This window comes from Thalassobacillus sp. C254 (assembly GCF_001310615.1).
The window spans coordinates 1-15102 of sequence record NZ_BAXQ01000003.1; the positions used below are offsets into that span (position 1 = coordinate 1).

The 15102-nt window shown below is 41.9% G+C and carries 19 protein-coding genes, 1 tRNA gene, 4 pseudogenes and 1 riboswitch; of the genes and pseudogenes, 1 reads left to right on the forward strand and 23 read right to left on the reverse strand.

From position 1 onward, the window contains the following. The 9 genes from JCM19033_RS25025 to comGA all read right to left on the reverse strand — a co-directional run. On the reverse strand, positions 1-348 hold a 348-nt coding region (locus JCM19033_RS25025), incomplete at its 3' end, for a hypothetical protein (protein WP_054635424.1). After that, positions 348-818: a competence type IV pilus minor pilin ComGF gene (locus JCM19033_RS04470; protein ID WP_083465261.1), complete on the reverse strand. Its 471-nt coding sequence runs from the start codon at positions 816-818 to the stop codon at positions 348-350. The genes JCM19033_RS25025 and JCM19033_RS04470, both read right to left, overlap by 1 nt. Continuing rightward, the gene (locus JCM19033_RS04475; protein ID WP_054635426.1) at positions 793-1143 is read right to left on the reverse strand and encodes a type II secretion system protein; all 351 of its coding nucleotides are present in this window, start codon (positions 1141-1143) and stop codon (positions 793-795) included. The genes JCM19033_RS04470 and JCM19033_RS04475 overlap by 26 nt, the downstream gene beginning before the upstream one ends. Continuing rightward, positions 1109-1567: a competence type IV pilus minor pilin ComGD gene (comGD, locus tag JCM19033_RS04480; protein WP_054635427.1), complete on the reverse strand. Its 459-nt coding sequence runs from the start codon at positions 1565-1567 to the stop codon at positions 1109-1111. Before comGD ends, JCM19033_RS04475 begins: the two co-directional genes overlap by 35 nt. Next, the gene (comGC, locus tag JCM19033_RS04485; RefSeq protein ID WP_054635428.1) at positions 1554-1865 is read right to left on the reverse strand and encodes a competence type IV pilus major pilin ComGC; all 312 of its coding nucleotides are present in this window, start codon (positions 1863-1865) and stop codon (positions 1554-1556) included. The genes comGD and comGC overlap by 14 nt, the downstream gene beginning before the upstream one ends. Then, a complete protein-coding gene (locus JCM19033_RS23135; RefSeq protein WP_157049733.1) occupies positions 1862-2026 on the reverse strand; it encodes a hypothetical protein in 165 nt (54 codons plus the stop codon). The genes comGC and JCM19033_RS23135 overlap by 4 nt, the downstream gene beginning before the upstream one ends. A 26-nt stretch (positions 2027-2052) precedes the next feature. Beyond that, positions 2053-2316 carry a type II secretion system F family protein gene (locus JCM19033_RS04490; RefSeq protein WP_198153419.1) on the reverse strand — a complete coding sequence of 88 codons (264 nt, stop codon included), beginning with the start codon at positions 2314-2316 and terminating at the stop codon, positions 2053-2055. 20 nt (positions 2317-2336) lie between these two features. After that, positions 2337-3086, reverse strand: a complete 750-nt coding sequence (locus JCM19033_RS04495; RefSeq protein WP_054635430.1) for a type II secretion system F family protein — start codon at positions 3084-3086, stop codon at positions 2337-2339. Then, complete coding sequence (comGA, locus tag JCM19033_RS04500; RefSeq protein WP_054635431.1) at positions 3055-4146, reverse strand: competence type IV pilus ATPase ComGA; 1092 nt, start codon at positions 4144-4146, stop codon at positions 3055-3057. Before comGA ends, JCM19033_RS04495 begins: the two co-directional genes overlap by 32 nt. A gap of 120 nt (positions 4147-4266) precedes the next feature. On the opposite strand from comGA, the gene JCM19033_RS04505 reads away from it, so the two are divergent. Then, positions 4267-4341 (forward strand) — tRNA-Gln (locus JCM19033_RS04505). A 39-nt stretch (positions 4342-4380) separates the two neighbouring features. Here the strand turns inward: JCM19033_RS04505 and JCM19033_RS04510 are convergent. From JCM19033_RS04510 to JCM19033_RS04575, 14 genes and pseudogenes are all read right to left on the reverse strand, one after another. Further along, positions 4381-4692: an MTH1187 family thiamine-binding protein gene (locus JCM19033_RS04510; RefSeq protein WP_054635432.1), complete on the reverse strand. Its 312-nt coding sequence runs from the start codon at positions 4690-4692 to the stop codon at positions 4381-4383. After that, the gene (locus JCM19033_RS04515) at positions 4693-5448 is read right to left on the reverse strand and encodes a DUF1385 domain-containing protein (protein WP_054635433.1); all 756 of its coding nucleotides are present in this window, start codon (positions 5446-5448) and stop codon (positions 4693-4695) included. After that, positions 5445-6068: a hypothetical protein gene (locus JCM19033_RS04520; protein WP_054635434.1), complete on the reverse strand. Its 624-nt coding sequence runs from the start codon at positions 6066-6068 to the stop codon at positions 5445-5447. The genes JCM19033_RS04515 and JCM19033_RS04520 overlap by 4 nt, the downstream gene beginning before the upstream one ends. A gap of 17 nt (positions 6069-6085) precedes the next feature. Next, positions 6086-6805, reverse strand: a pseudogene (gene fetB, locus JCM19033_RS04525) (iron export ABC transporter permease subunit FetB). Between the two features lie 46 nt (positions 6806-6851). Next, positions 6852-7559 (reverse strand): ATP-binding cassette domain-containing protein, encoded by a 708-nt coding sequence (locus tag JCM19033_RS04530; protein WP_054635435.1) that lies wholly within the window; start codon positions 7557-7559, stop codon positions 6852-6854. Between the two features lie 119 nt (positions 7560-7678). Beyond that, positions 7679-8479 (reverse strand): annotated as a pseudogene (gene thiD / locus JCM19033_RS04535) (bifunctional hydroxymethylpyrimidine kinase/phosphomethylpyrimidine kinase). Between the two features lie 34 nt (positions 8480-8513). After that, positions 8514-9683 carry a glycine oxidase ThiO gene (gene thiO / locus JCM19033_RS04540; RefSeq protein WP_306301220.1) on the reverse strand — a complete coding sequence of 390 codons (1170 nt, stop codon included), beginning with the start codon at positions 9681-9683 and terminating at the stop codon, positions 8514-8516. Next, positions 9661-10442: pseudogene (locus JCM19033_RS04545) on the reverse strand (thiazole synthase). The gene thiO and the pseudogene JCM19033_RS04545 overlap by 23 nt, the downstream one beginning before the upstream one ends. A gap of 5 nt (positions 10443-10447) precedes the next feature. Next, on the reverse strand, positions 10448-10645 hold the full coding sequence (gene thiS, locus JCM19033_RS04550) for a sulfur carrier protein ThiS (protein ID WP_054635436.1): 198 nt from the start codon (positions 10643-10645) through the stop codon (positions 10448-10450). Next, positions 10642-11280, reverse strand: a complete 639-nt coding sequence (gene thiE, locus JCM19033_RS04555; RefSeq protein ID WP_054635437.1) for a thiamine phosphate synthase — start codon at positions 11278-11280, stop codon at positions 10642-10644. The genes thiS and thiE overlap by 4 nt, the downstream gene beginning before the upstream one ends. A gap of 94 nt (positions 11281-11374) precedes the next feature. Next, a riboswitch (TPP riboswitch) is annotated at positions 11375-11483 on the reverse strand. A 179-nt stretch (positions 11484-11662) separates the two neighbouring features. Beyond that, positions 11663-13077 (reverse strand): annotated as a pseudogene (gene aspA / locus JCM19033_RS04560) (aspartate ammonia-lyase). A 147-nt stretch (positions 13078-13224) separates the two neighbouring features. Continuing rightward, the gene (locus JCM19033_RS04565) at positions 13225-14208 is read right to left on the reverse strand and encodes an ROK family glucokinase (RefSeq protein WP_054635438.1); all 984 of its coding nucleotides are present in this window, start codon (positions 14206-14208) and stop codon (positions 13225-13227) included. Further along, positions 14201-14419 carry a YqgQ family protein gene (locus JCM19033_RS04570; RefSeq protein WP_054635439.1) on the reverse strand — a complete coding sequence of 73 codons (219 nt, stop codon included), beginning with the start codon at positions 14417-14419 and terminating at the stop codon, positions 14201-14203. The genes JCM19033_RS04565 and JCM19033_RS04570 overlap by 8 nt, the downstream gene beginning before the upstream one ends. After that, complete coding sequence (locus tag JCM19033_RS04575; protein ID WP_054635440.1) at positions 14416-14943, reverse strand: hypothetical protein; 528 nt, start codon at positions 14941-14943, stop codon at positions 14416-14418. The genes JCM19033_RS04570 and JCM19033_RS04575 overlap by 4 nt, the downstream gene beginning before the upstream one ends. Positions 14944-15102: the final 159 nt, after the last annotated feature.

The window sequence follows — 15102 nt, forward strand, 5'->3', positions numbered from 1 at the left end:
AGCTTCTTTTCTGTTTTTATGGCTCCGTATCAGGCAAGTGATAAAATATATAGTGCTGACGTTCCTGACCGCTGTCTGTTTTTGCAACCCAGCGAACATGGACAAGAGAAGAGGTAAGCTCAGTGCTTTCATACGTGATACTGCCTGCAGGGTAAGTGATTGTTTTTTGTACACTTTCTGCTTTGGGTCCCACTCTTCCCACCAGTCCCTTTCTCCTTCTATAATCATTCGGTCAAGTAAAAACGAGGAGCCTGTCTCTTTCATCATCATTTTCTCATTTCCAAATAACAACAGGTGATGTACAATCACCCCTCCCAGCAAAAGAGAGAAGAATAATACGGCTGGCATTACTGCCCCCTGCTGATCCATCCTTCATGCACTCCCTTCTCAAACTGAGATGGTCCAATATGAACAAAGCCGGAAGCCCCGCTTTCTGCTGTAACTACGACTTTTGCCCCCTCTCCAACCATTTCAGCTTCAAAGTCAGAAACATGTTGAAGGACAATCTCATACCCCTTTTGATTTACCTTTCGTACAATATTGGTCCCTATTAGTTCATAGGTGATTATCTCTGTTTCTTCCTCAAGTTCAATTCTTTGCACTCCAGTAGTTATCATGCCAGTATATTTTGTATCAAGTCGCAGTTGCTGAAAAAAAATATCTTTCTCCTGTTCACTTTTCATTCTTTCAATAGAGGCGGTACCGTCTAAGGAAGAAATGGCCAGGGGAAGAAAGGCAGCGATGGCGGTTACAATCACAAGACTTATCAATGTCTCTATTAAGGTAAATCCTTTATTTAAAATAGGCACAATGCTCACCGGGCCTCTGTTTTACATTTAGCCAACTGATACAAATTTCATTCCAGTCTTTTCCTTCTTTTGTCTCAATGAAAAATTCATTGTCCCCCAGCCACCTTGTTTTCTCATGATCAAAAGTAGAGGCTGCCTCATCAATAAAATACATTTCTTCCTCAAGAATAGAGAGTGCTGCTCTTTCCTGGGCGATCACTTGTCTCTCTGTCTGAACAAGAGTATAAACGGGGACAAGAACAGCTGCGATTACTGTAATGATGCTTAAGGCCCCTACAACCTCTATTAATGTAAAGCCATTAGTATTCTTGAATATAAAACCTCCCCCTTCCAAGCAAAAATACTATTCGGTATTGTTTATCGCCTGCTCTTAGAAAAATAGTTCCCGGTTTAAAAATATTTCCATTCGCTAAATACCTGATTTCATCTGCATTTATCGTATGAAAGGTAAACTGAACGTCTTCCGGGATAGATCTTACTTCAAGCACCTCGCTGTATGTTCGTATTTGATATTCATTCCGGTGAGGATAAATGCGCATAAGCACTGTTTTGTCTGTAACTAGAGCAGTCTGTTGCACTCTGAGTAAGTCGTTCTCTAGCTGTTCAATAAACTCTTTACTTTTTACCGAAGATTGAATAGTTGAAAAGTATAAGAAGGGAAGTGATAAAGCAACAGAAAGGATCGATAGAACCAAAAGCATTTCAATTAATGTATGACCTTTTTGGTTTATAGCATGAGGGAAATTACGAGGAGCCATTTCTTACAACAGTACCATTAGACAAAGTGAGAGAAGAGCCATCTGGACAAGTAATCCGATCTACATACCCCTCTTCAAGTAGATTATTTAAAGAAGAAGGTCTATCTCCATGTTCAACTTCATAGGTTGCTACTTGAGTTTGAAGCAGATCTACCGTCGCCTCGCACCCTTTTGACTGGGCAACAGAGTTATTTTTGACCATATTAGGAACAGCTATTAACAGTAAGACTGTAATAATGAGCAATACAATCATCATCTCAATCAGTGTGAAGCCTTTCTGATTTTTTATGTGTTTCATTCTATCCCTCCTGTTTTTCTTACTCTTTCAAAGCAGACCATTTCTACGAGTGACTTTACTCTTGCTGGCTCGTTTCCATCTGCGAAATTCTTTCCTCTATGCCTTTTATTTTCTCTAAAAGAGTTCCCCATTTCGATTTTTCCGGCTTCTTTCCTGATCATTCCCACACCTCCTTTCAAGAATTGTTTTACCCTAGAGAAGTCATCAACTGGAAAATAGGAAGAAAAATTGATAAGAATAAAGCAAGGACCAATGCACCTACAACCAGGAACAGAGAAGGCTGAAGAGCCATAACCCATTTTTTCATCAGGCTCTCGATCATCCCCATCAATCGTTGCTGATAAAAATAAAGGTCTTCAGCAAGCTTTCCAGATGTTTGCCCATGGTGGATCACAAATACCAGATCCTTAAGAAACCACCCCCTTTCATCAATCACTTTTGGAAACTCAATACCTTCTTTTAATTTCTCTTTTAATTGTTTTCCTTCTTCCTGGAAAAAAACAAGTGATCCTGTCTTTCAAATACAGTTAAAGCATCATGAATAGTCAAGCCACCCTTTAGTAAGCTACTTAACTGAGAAGAGAAATAATAGGTAATAATCATGCGGAAAAAATGAGAAAGAACCGGAATGCGGTACACTTTTTCCATTTGAGTGTGTGGGGATAAGCGTCTGAATACTTTCATATAGTACAAGAAACTAATAAATAAGGTTAGCACAAAAATGCCGGCTGCCAGGGGAGCCAATTCCATTATTTTGATCATAACTCTTGTAATGAGGGGAAATTCCATGTCCATAGAAGAAAACAGGAGGTTAAACTGAGGAAATAAATAATGCACCATCATAATACATAAAAGTGATAAGATCCAAATTAACAAAATTGGGTAGCGGGATAAAATTCTCACTTTCTCTTTTATTTCTTCTTTCTTACTATATAACCTTCCAGCTCCTTTAAAGCCTTCTTCCAGGCTTCCGTAATGCTCAGAAAAATACAGGAAGGCAAGCACATCTTCAGGATAATCCAGAAGACGCAGACTTTCATGAACTGAAGATCCATCTGCTATCGAGTTCATCCATTCCTTGCAGAGAAGCTGAACCTCTTCCGTTTGTTCATAGGTTAAAAATGTAATACTTTCAGGAAGTGTGTACCCCTGTTCAATCAACTGGCCAATCTTAAGTAAGTATGCTGCTTTATCTTTTCCTTTCCATTTCTTCCGTCTCAATACCCTGGTCACCTCCATCTTTCCATGAATTCATGGGGAGATATCCAAGAGCTATTCCCTTTAACAAGTAACCAGGAAGCTTATTTCTTATATGCTTATTGTTTATTTTCGGCAGCATCTCTAAAGCACCCTCCAGCTCTTCATTGGCAAGGATATCAAAAAGAGCCGTTCTTCCTCCTCGAATGTATTGTGGACAATAAATAGAACAGGTCCCCTGACAAAACGTACATTGCTTTCTAACAAGACGCTGGGAAACAACTCCTAGGAGTGTTTCTTTTAAGTCAAGCTTATTTATGCCTAAATCCTGGAGGCGAAATAATGCTCCAACCTTATCCCTGCTGTGAAGCGTGCTGACAACAAGGTGTCCAGTCAAAGCAGCACGAATGGCAGCTGCCGCCGTCTCTTCATCTCTAATCTCGCCAATCATAATGATATCAGGGTCATGACGTAAGGAAGAGCGCAGTCCTTCTGCATAAGTAATACCAGCTTTTGGATTTACTCCTATTTGCAGAAACTTATCTGTTCTCTTCTCGATCGGATCCTCAATTGTTAAAATTGTAGGCTGCTTTTTTTCATATAATTCATGAAGAAGGGAGTAAAGTGTAGTGGTTTTCCCGGAACCAGTGGGACCGGTGAATATAAGGAGGCCATAAGGATGGTGTATAAGTTTTTTTAAAAGTGTAATGGGCTGGGGAAATAATGACAGTTCGGAAAGAGAGAGGCTGTTATCCTGCGGGAGAAGACGTATGACTAAACTTTCCTTATAGGGGGTCGGAAGTGTGGAAAAACGCAAATGATGAGGCGGTGATAGCTGAGAATAAAATAAGGCACCATTTTGGGGCCGGCGTTGTTCACCAATGTCCATGCCGGATATAAATTTAAAATGAGCGATCAGCCTTTCAGCTCTACGGCGGCTGATGTGTGTTCTAAAGTGAAGGTCTCCTTGAATACGAAATAAAACAGCCGTTCCATTTTCACGGGGATGAAAATGGATATCTGAAGCTTTCCTATTCACAGCATCTGTCAGCAGAGCTATGCTGTCTTGTTCTAAACTTGGCATATAACACAACCTTTCATAAGTGATGAGTATATTCATTCGACACTTTTTTTATTTTTCCTTTTTCTTTTTTTAAAATTATTGCATAAAGATTTTTTTACTGAGCACAATACTAAATGTTGATGGGATGTAGCCAAGCGGTAAGGCATCGGACTTTGACTCCGTGATGCGCAGGTTCGAATCCTGCCATCCCAACCATACATAAAAAGCATGGGCTTTGCCCCATGCTTTTTTACATTACTTGTTTTCGACTTTTTCTTCTACTTCTTGTACCTTTTCATTCATGTCTTCTTCAGCATCACGGCGGTCGTCAATGCGGATATTCACTGCTACACGCTTCGTATCCTGATTAAATGATTCTTCATGAAGCTTTTGAATGATTTGGTATAAATCGTTTACGTCTCCCTCCAGAATCGTACTGGTAGGTGTCAGCTGGAATTTCACTTTATCCTTATAATCTTCTAGAAGTTTATGAACATCAGCTACTTCATCACTCATGCTTGTTGTTTCCTTACCAAGAGGGGTAATATTAATATCTGCAATTGCCATTTACAATTCCTCCTTTTCCGTTCTTGGTTTATTACATTCCACTATAGGAAGCTGAGGAAACTCCTGTTTTGCAAATGCCTTGTATCCATCGATTGCAGCCAGCAGGTGAATACGCTCTGGATCAGCGCACGTTACTTTTCTTTGCAGAAAAAAAGATATTTTCAATAAAGGCTCCCTCAGTGTTGCTCCTCTTCTTTTTTGAAGAATTCTGTGAGAAAAGAAAGAAGCAGGAACACTCCCATAAGCAGAAGCTGCTATTGCATTTTCCCACCCAGTAAAAAATTGAAACATTAATGTTCCCATGAGCAGAAAACAAAAGTACAGGAAAGCAATGTTTGTTGAACAATATCTGTTTGTAATAGAAGCTCTCTTAAGAGCCGTCAAATCAGCACGGTCAACATTACCTTTACAGCTGAATAGCTTGTGTTCAGCTCCGTGGAATTTTTTCCACTCTTTAGGAAACATAAAGTGGCTGCCAAAGAAGAAAAGAACAAGGATGTACCAAGGGAGGTCAGGAACATTCCAAGTCGGCCAAAGCCAAGATTGGGTTAATAAAATGGCGATGCACAAAAAGAAGGCGGTTCCTTTGTACCACCAGGGCAAAGAACCAAAAACATAACGAACAGCCTTCCACAATGTTTTTATAGTTAAGGGAGCTGTCCATGTTTGAATCTGGCCTTCTTCTACATGAGCCCCTCCTGCAAAACGTCTTCCAAAGAATAGAATCCCCTTCTGATAAGAGAGACCTTTAGTCATTCATTTGCGCTTTCTTCATTATCTACATACCTTTCAATTACCCAGTAAGAGGAGTCACTGTCTCTCATTCCAGACAGGACAGGCTCAAAAAACCGGGCATCTGTTTTTTCTAATCCATCATGAGCCTCCCACGTATGCAGATAGCTCACAATCGCTCTCTGTGGATTGTCTTCCGTTTCTACTGTCACTTCTATGTTGCCTCTATCTCCAAAGCTTTGATGCTCGTCTGTTTCGTTCGGAAAGGAAAAGACAAAGCCATTTTCTACGCTCACCGCTTCGTCTTCATAGACGACTTCATTACCATAGGTTAAATGTATATGGCTCTCATCAGCAAGCTCGGCTTGCATCGGCTGGCCGTCTTCGTCTAAAAACGTTACCCCAATATAATCCTCGCCAGCCAATCCCTCACTTGGCATAGCTGTCCATTCCCAGGCTGCCCTGAGAGTTGTGAGGCCTTCATTCTCACCGTTATGTGTCATCAATGTGTCCCACTCCACTTCTTCATGGAGAGCTTCATTGGTAACTTCTTCAGACTGCTGCACATAAACAGCCCCGCCTACAAACAAAAAAATCATTAAAAAAACGGGCAAAATCACAACTAATTTGTTTCCATTTAACACTTTTATCCCTCCTCTTTTTACTCCCTCTCTATTAATTGCATCCGGCTGTTAAAGAAGAACCTGTAAATGATTAAAACAGCTAACATTGCGCTTAACGACACGGCTACAAAAATACTTAAAGAAATGACAATTTGAAACCGAACAGCAACTAAAGGTGAGACTCCACCCAAAATTAATCCGGTCATCATTCCTGGAAGCTGGACGATCCCAATGGTCTTTAACCCATCAATGTTTGGAATCATAGCTGAACGAATAATTCTTTTAACAAATGGCTGAGTAGCTTGAGCAGGAGAAGCACCTAATGCTAGTGAAGCCAGGATTTTTTCTTTTTTCTGTTTTCATTTTCGCTTTTTTAGCTTATCTAGAGCAAGTCCAATTGCTACCATGCTATTGCCTATAACCATTCCGCTCATAGGGATGACCTGGTCAGGCTCAAAGTCAATAATCTGGAAGCTGAGCCATAAGGCGAGAACCATTCCTTCTATTACAACCATTATTATAAATACTACTGGCAGAATATATGGTATTCCTTTCCCCTTTTTAGCCGCATGCAAAGCCGCGGTCATAATCATGATCGCAAGCATTAGGGGAATCCCTTGGAGTGGTTCTAACCCGAATAAAAATGTAAGTATATACCCAATAAGAAGTAATTGGGAAATTCCTCTGAAAGCTGACCACAGAATTGACCGAGAGAGCCCTAAAGAATAATAATAAGATAAGCATACAGGAATAATGATAAAAACAAGTAAAAAAACAGGGTCGTGTTTGTTATTTCAATTTCGTTCATGAAATACTATCCTTTAAAAACAATCTAAGCCACTTTGTTTTTGGTTCACTAATCAATGACTCTGGAGGACCTTCCTCAATAACCTTCCCTTTATCAATGAAGTAAGCATAATCAGCCAGTCGCCTGATTTGGTTTATATTATGACTCACCATTACAATCGTCTTTCTCTCATTTTTTACTACGTTCTTCAGAAGTTCCTCTATTGCTTCTGTGCTTTTTACATCCAATGCACTCGTCACTTCATCAAGAAGCAGCACGTCTGGGTCATTGGCAAGTGTCCTTGCGAGAGCCACTCTCTGTTTTTCTCCCCCTGACAAGCTATCAGCTGACTTAGATAGAAATTCTGCAGGAAGCTTTACTTTTCTTAATAACTTTTCGCCATCATTAGGAGACCAGGAATGGTGTAAAGCTGGCCCGTATTTCAGGTTATCTTCAACCGTGCCTTCAAACAAAGCAGACTCTTGAAAAACCATTCCAACATCTCGTCTCAACTTCTGGACAGGTAAACTGGCAAGGGAGGTTCCACGGTAATAAATGTCTCCAGCTCCCTGGTCTGACAAACGGTTCAGCAAGTACAGGATACTGCTTTTTCCCGCTCCTGAAGGTCCAAATAAGCACGAAATTTTCCCCTCTTCCAGCGAAAGATTAACATCGTTTAAGTGTTCAGTTGAAACATTGCACAGCTCAAAAACTATCTCTGCCATGGAAAATCTCCTTCTTACTAGCTGTATCATAAGTATAAATCCTGAAAGAATGAAAGGCAAAGAGACAGCCACAGACATGGAAAAAGAGCGCACTTGCGCTCTTTTTTCGGTGATTCATCCTACTTTTTTAATCGGTGGGCTGCGTGATTTGTAGGACTATCCTGTGCCTAACATCAAGGAATGCTCAATTGCTGCTGTAATAAATTGTTTAGCAACTGTCACAGACTCTACAAGAGAATTCCCTTTCGCAAGCTCAGCTGCAATACATGCAGCAAATGTGCATCCTGTTCCGTGTGTATGTTTTGTATTTATTCTTGGGGTTTCAAAAGGAATCATTCTCTCTCCGTCAAAAAACAAGTCTGTCGCTATCTCGTCTTCCAAGTGTCCTCCCTTTAAAACAACTGACTGTGGTCCCAGACTTTTCAGCTCTCTGACTGCTTCTTTCATATCACCAAGTGTTTTAATACTGCCTGCTCCTAGTATCTTTTCCGCTTCTGGAAGATTAGGCGTAATTACTGTAGCTAATGGAAGCAGCTGAGTTGTCAGGGCTTCTACAGCCTCTTGCTGTAAAAGTTCCGATCCCCCCTTAGCAATCATTACCGGGTCCACCACAATATTAGTGACGTTATATTCCTTACACAACTTGCTGACAAGCTCAATAATTTCTGCAGAAAAAAGCATCCCCGTTTTTAAGGCGTCAGCTCCAATATCAGAGAGGACCGCATGTAACTGAGCTTCAATGCTTTCAAGAGACTGAGGATACACTCCATGTACCCCAACGTATTTTGAGCAGTTACCGCAGTGATTACGCTTGTGCCAAACACGCCTCTTTCCTGGAATGTTTTTAAGTCCGCTTGAATTCCTGCACCGCCGCCGCTGTCAGAACCGGCAATGGTTAGTGCTTTTGCCATTGTAGACATGTTTGCACCTCCTTCCACATGCAATTTTCTCTACCTAAAACCGATTGGGGTCAAAAAGATGAAGAGGAATCTCCGCTTCTTTCCCATCAATAGTATCTGCTACGATTTCTGCTGTCACCGGGCTTAATAATATTCCATTTCGGTAATGCCCTGCAGCAAAGATAATATGGCTGGCTTCTTTCTTCTTTCCAATCAGGGGATAGCCGTCTTGTGTGGCAGGACGAAGGCCGGCCCAGGAATGGAATGGTTCTTTTCCCTCAAGAAAAGGAAAGACATTTTTATTCCATTTAACCAGACGGTCAATTCCTTTTTTCGTTACCTCAGTTTTAAAACCTGCAATGTCCTCAGAGGCTCCGTTAATTAATGATCCGTTTTCTTTTGGGACGAGATAGCCTTGAGGAGAGTATACAATGTGCTGTACCTCGCCGTTGTTAATCTCATAGGCGCAAATCTGTCCTCGAATCGGCACAATGGGTATATTCATCTGAAATACATTTTCCATTTCTTTTGCCCAGGCACCAGAAGAAATGACGAGTTTGTCGGCCGTAAACGTTTCTCCGTTCTTTGCTTGAAGCAAAACAGCCGACTCCCATTCCTTGACTGTTACTTCTTCCAAGTGGTCTTTAATAGTTACTCCAAGGTTCCGGCATGCTTCTTCTAAAGCCTTTACATAACCTGGTGCATAAACATGACTTTCTTCCGGGTAACGCATGGCTGCTATAACGTCTTTTGACAGTTTAGGCTCAAGGTCAAAAAGCTCTCTTCCTTTTATTATTTCAGCCTCTACTCCGAATTCACCCTGCCAGCGCTGCCTCGACTCAAGAGACAATAAATCAGCCTCATGGTATACGACATGAAGGCTGCCTGAATTACTGAACTCAAAGTTTGTTTCCGAGTTCTTTTTTACATCTTCAATCCATTGAGAATAAAGCCTTAAGCTTCTCAGACCCAGCCTGAAAAAATCGTCGGGGTCTTCTTCAATTTCAGAAAACGGTGCCAGCATCCCTGCCGCTGCACCAGAAGCTTGTCCCCCGCAACTCACCTTTTCAAGAAGAGTAACGTCATGGCCCCGCCGCCTGCACTCAAAGGCAGCAGCCAGGCCAATTACACCTCCGCCAAGAATAATAATTGATTCCTTCATCCCCTGTACACCTGCTTTCTCAGCCTTCATCAGCCTCTGTCTATTTTGATATGAAGGTTTCATAACCACTGCTTGCTGTTGCATACCGTTTCTTCTGAATCCTTCCGGCTTCATAAGAAAGACGGCCAGCCTCAATCGCGTGCTTCATGGCAGCAGCCATCCGAACAGGGTCCTTGGCTTTAGCTACAGGAGTGTTCATAAGCACCCCATCTGCTCCAAGCTCCATAACTTCTGTTACATCTTTGGCCGAGCCAAGCCCCGCATCGACGATAATTGGTACGTTCGCTTCTTCAATAATCAAGGAAAGGTTATAAGGATTCAACACACCCAGTCCTGTCCCTATTGGAGCAGCCCCCGGCATGACAGCAGCTGCTCCTGCTTCTTCCAAACGTTTGCAAAGTACTGGGTCATCTGAAGTATAGGGAAGAACAGTAAACCCTTCTTTAGCCAGCTGCTCGGTAGCCTTTAGTGTTTCTATCGGGTCAGGTAAAAGTGTTTTTTCATTTGCACTGATTTCAACCTTAATCCAGCTGCTCAAGCCAGAAGCCTTTGCCAGCTGAGCAATTCTAACCGCTTCTTCTGCCGTTTTGGCACCGGAAGTATTGGGAAGGTACTGAAAGATTTTCCCTTCCACATGCTGTAGAATAGCATCCTCATCCGGGGCCTCCAGATTTACACGGCGGATAGCAAATGTCAGTACTTCAGTCCCACTCTCACGTATTGCTTCATTTTGAACAAACGGATTCGGATAACGGCCTGTGCCAGGAAGAAGCGAGAAGAAAGCTCTACATCTCCTATTACTAACTTATCCTTTTTCGTCATGGTGATCATCCTCCTCCTACAAAGTGAACCAGTTCTATTTTCATTCCAGGCTGTACTTCCGTTACGTCCCACTGATCACGGTCAATAATCTTTCCTTCAACTTCGGTGACAATCATTTTATCCTGAAGATCAAAATGCTCAACTACCTCAATTAATGTCTGTACTTGCAGGTCCTTTTTTTCTCCGTTCACCTCAATGATCATTTTTCAATCCTCCTCTTTGCATCCAATTTATCTAAAAAGGCCTGGCATGTTCCTTGAATATCTGTACTGCCGACAATCTCACTGATGGCGCAAATCCTGTCTGCTCCAGCATCAATTACCTGATCCACGTTATGAAGCTTAATGCCTCCAATCGCCACAAACGGGATAGTAATTTCATCAGCTACCTGCTTTACATAAGAGGTCGTCACTGGATCAATGACGTCCACTTTGCTTTTCGTGGCAAAAACCGGCCCCACCCCAATATAATCGGCCCCATTTCGTTCTGCTTCTCTTGCTTCTTCAATCGCATGGGTGGAAATTCCAATAATCATATCTTCGCCTACAATTTTCCTTGCCTCTGATAAAGGAAGATCATCCTGGCCTAAATGAATACCATCAGCTCCTGCTGCAAGAGCAACATCAATATGGTCGTTTACAATAAAGGCAGCCCCATAACGGGCAGTCATTTCCCTTAACTTTTTGGCTTTTTCAAACACTTCTTTTTTGCTGCTGAATTTATCCCGAAGCTGAATAATATCTGACCCGCCCTTTACTGCTTCTTCCATTACCTCAAGCATAGAACGGCCGCTATGAAATTCTTCTCCAGTTATCGTATATAAGCGAAAGTCCTTCATACTTCCGCCTCCTTTCTGATGCTAAATCCTTTGTTGTGAAAGAGAATCTTAAAACATATAAAAAAACGTCACCCAGCGCAGTGGATGACGTCAGTTTCCTACTCATCGACTTTCCTACGCTGGCATCAACCAGATCAGGTTCAAGGGTAAAAGGACCACCTTTTTCTCAGCCGGCTTCCTGTCCGGCACCCCTAGTCATCTATAAAGGTCTATTATTTTAAAGAATACAATATAAATATTATCCCATAAATTTAATAGATAACAACCCATTTCCCTCAATCCAACGAACATATTTTGATACTTTTTTCATGGCATTCTCCCTGTTCTTCCAAAAATAAACCGCAAAAAACCAGTCAGAAGACCTTCTGACCAGCTCCTTGCATTAATCAAAGATAAAACGCCCTCCAGCTATTCCTGGGTTCGTCATTTCTTTTGCATTGAGTATTTCATCAAGCTCTTCTTCGGTAAGAATTCCTCTTTCCAGCAAATTTGCCTTACACTCATTCCTGTCTGAATAGCTTCTTTTGCAATTCTGGAGGCTGTTTCATATCCTACATGGGGATTAATAGCGGTTATTATTCCGACACTGTGCTCCACCATGTGTTTCGTTCGTTCCACATTGGCGGTCAAATCCTCCAGAGCCAGCTGCCTGAAGGAATTTAGTCCGTTTTGTAAAATGGAAAGAGACTGAAGCAAGTTAAAAACTAAAACAGGTTCCATTACATTTAACTCAAGCTGTCCTGCTTCTGAGGCCATGCATATTGTATGGTCATTCCCCATCACTTGAAACGCAATCTGATTAACCACCTCTGCCATGACCGGGTTAACTTTTCCAGGCATAATAGAGGAACCTGGCTGCCTTGGCGGAAGGTTAATCTCATTAAACCCTGTTCTTGGACCTGAACTCATTAATCGTAAATCGTTTGCAATTTTTGATAGGTTAATAGCATGCACTTTAAGAGCTGCGGATAGTTCTGTATAGGCGTCTGTATTTTGCGTGGCATCTACAAGGTCTTCTGCACTGAACAAAGGGAAACCAGTTAGGTCAGCCAAATATTCTGCCACTTTTTCAATGTACTCAGGCTTCGCATTTAAACCTGTTCCTACAGCTGTCGCCCCCATGTTAATTTCAAACAAATGGTCCACAGATTTTTTAATACGGTTCAAATCCCTCGTCAGCACTCTTCTATAAGCCCCGAACTCCTGTCCAAGCCTAATGGGTACTGCGTCTTGAAGATGAGTTCTTCCCATCTTAATGACTTCATCAAATTCCTGCTCTTTTCGTTTCATGGTATCTACAATATCCGAGAGTGCCTGGGTCAGCCCTTTGGACAGAAGCAAGGAAGAAATATGAATGGCAGTAGGGAACGTGTCATTTGTTGACTGAGCCATATTAACATGAGTATTAGGACTCACCTTCAAATAATCCCCTTTTTCTCCTCCTAGCAACTCAATTGCCCTGTTGGCGATCACTTCATTTGTATTCATGTTAAAGGAGGTGCCGGCTCCTCCTTGAATGGCGTCCACAATAAACTGATCATTATACGCTCCTTCAATCACTTCATCTGCTGCCTGGATGATAGCCTTGGCAATTTTTTTGTTAAGTACGCCCACATCTCTATTTGCCATCGCTGCAGCCTTTTTGACATAACCGAACGCGCGAATAAGCTCTGGGTGAGGTGGATAGCCAGTGATCGGAAAATTTTCTTTGGCGCGGATCGTCTGAATCCCATAATACGCATCTTTTGGCACCTTTTTCTCCCCGAGAAAATCTTTTTCAATTCGGAATTCTGTCATACAATAACGCTCCTTCTCAAATGAACTAAGTTTCATTCGTATTATAGGTATGTATACCCTTTCTCCAACAAATTATGCTATCCGCATATTCAGCCCGTGTAAAGGCATAACACGGGCTGAATGCAAATTAATTTGCATGATTCATTTTTAATGATTCTCCGGAAGAATACCTAAAGATTTAGCGGCAAGCCAAGCCGCTCCCGTTACTCCTGCATCATTTCCTAATTCTGCAATAACAAACTCTGTGCCTTTTGCTACTTTTTCCAAGGCATAACGTTGAAAGTATTTTTGTATAGGTGACAGGAGAGCCTCTCCGGCAGCCGACACTCCGCCGCCAATCACAATTCTTTCTGGATTCAGCAATGTACAAGCATTGGCTGCCGCAAGGCCGATGTACAACGCCGCTTCCTCAATAACTGCCGTAGCGAGGGGGTCTTTCCTGGCAGCGGCCTCAAAGATTTCCTTTGTCGTCAGCTTCTCCTCGCTTGTACTTTGAAGAATGGAAGTTGGATACTCTTTATTTTCTCGTTTCTCCATTACTGAACTTACCATTCCCGTAGCTGACGCCACTGTTTCCAGGCAGCCAGTCTTGCCACAATTACAGGTTTTCCCTCTAAAAGGGTCAACCGTAATATGCCCGACTTCTCCAGCCATCCCTTCTACGCCATGTACAATATTTCCCCCTACGATCACACCGCCGCCTACACCAGTGCCTATCGTAAAACAGATCATATCCTTTGCTGATCTGCCGGCTCCCTTCCAGTATTCTCCTGCGGCTGCCAGGTTAGCGTCATTATCCAGGAAAACCGGGACAGACAGATTTTTCGATAAAATTTTGGCCAAAGGAAAATCTCTCCAGCCAATGTTGACTGCAAATTCAATTGTTCCATTCTCTATGTCCACAAAACCAGGAACACCAAGACCAACTCCTTCAAGCTGTTCAAGTGTGATCCTTTCATTTTCCAGCTCTTTTATCACTGACCTTTCAATATCATCAGGAATATAGCTGCCTTTTTCTCGTTTATCTGTAGGAATAGACCATTTCTTAATCATTGGTCCTTCTTTCGTAAACAAAGCCATCTTTATGGCTGTTCCGCCCACATCAATGCCAAGCAGATATGTATTACTCATGAGACTCACCTCTTTTCTCTCGCGAAATTTTATTTCGTTCCTGTCTGACTATTAATAAAGCTTTTTGATATGAATCTTTATCGAGTACGCCCATGTTATAGGCTTCTTTTACTTCCTCTTCTATTAAATCAAGATCAGCCAGTGGATCCTTTGTATAGATTACTGCCCCGAAGCTTATCAGCCACTTTTTTAATTCATACAAATTATTCATTCACAAACACCCTCGCTCATTATATCAGTAAAATGACAGCAAAGAAAAGAAGGAGCACCGGTGGGAGGAATGGCAGAAAAGTAGCACGAAAAAACTTCTGCTGCACAAAAAACTGACCGTATCCTCCTGCTGCATACCCTATAAAAAAGACAACTAAAATCAATCCATACCATAGGAAGTGCGAAAAAAATGCAGCTGTCTGCACCCCTGTATAGAAGAATAACATAAAAAGAAGAAACCACATGCCCTTCGCCTTTTTCGAAAAAAGCCCCAGCCTGGCTGTACTCTGTAAACGAGAAAAAGAGGAAAGCTCCTATTAAGAGGAGACGAATCACATGACTCACCCAATGCCCGGCCAGTATTTCTGTCCATTCCCACCTGCCTGTTAAAAAACCTAAATACCCAGCAGAGGCGAAAAAAAGAAAGAAAAGAAGAGCCAGCTTTTGAAAGGAATTTCTCGTATAAATGGCCATGCCGCCTATCGCAGCACCGAGTATAAGGGGTTCTACTATTATCCAAACCATTCGGGCCACCGCCTTTAGGTAAAGTAGCTTGCGAAAGCTCCACTTTTTACTCACCATATGCATACTTTAATGAAACATGCTTTGCTTCGGTGAGTTTCCTATATTTATTGATATCAAGTAGAGAACCATTATACCTGACGGTCAGGGACCACCCCTCTC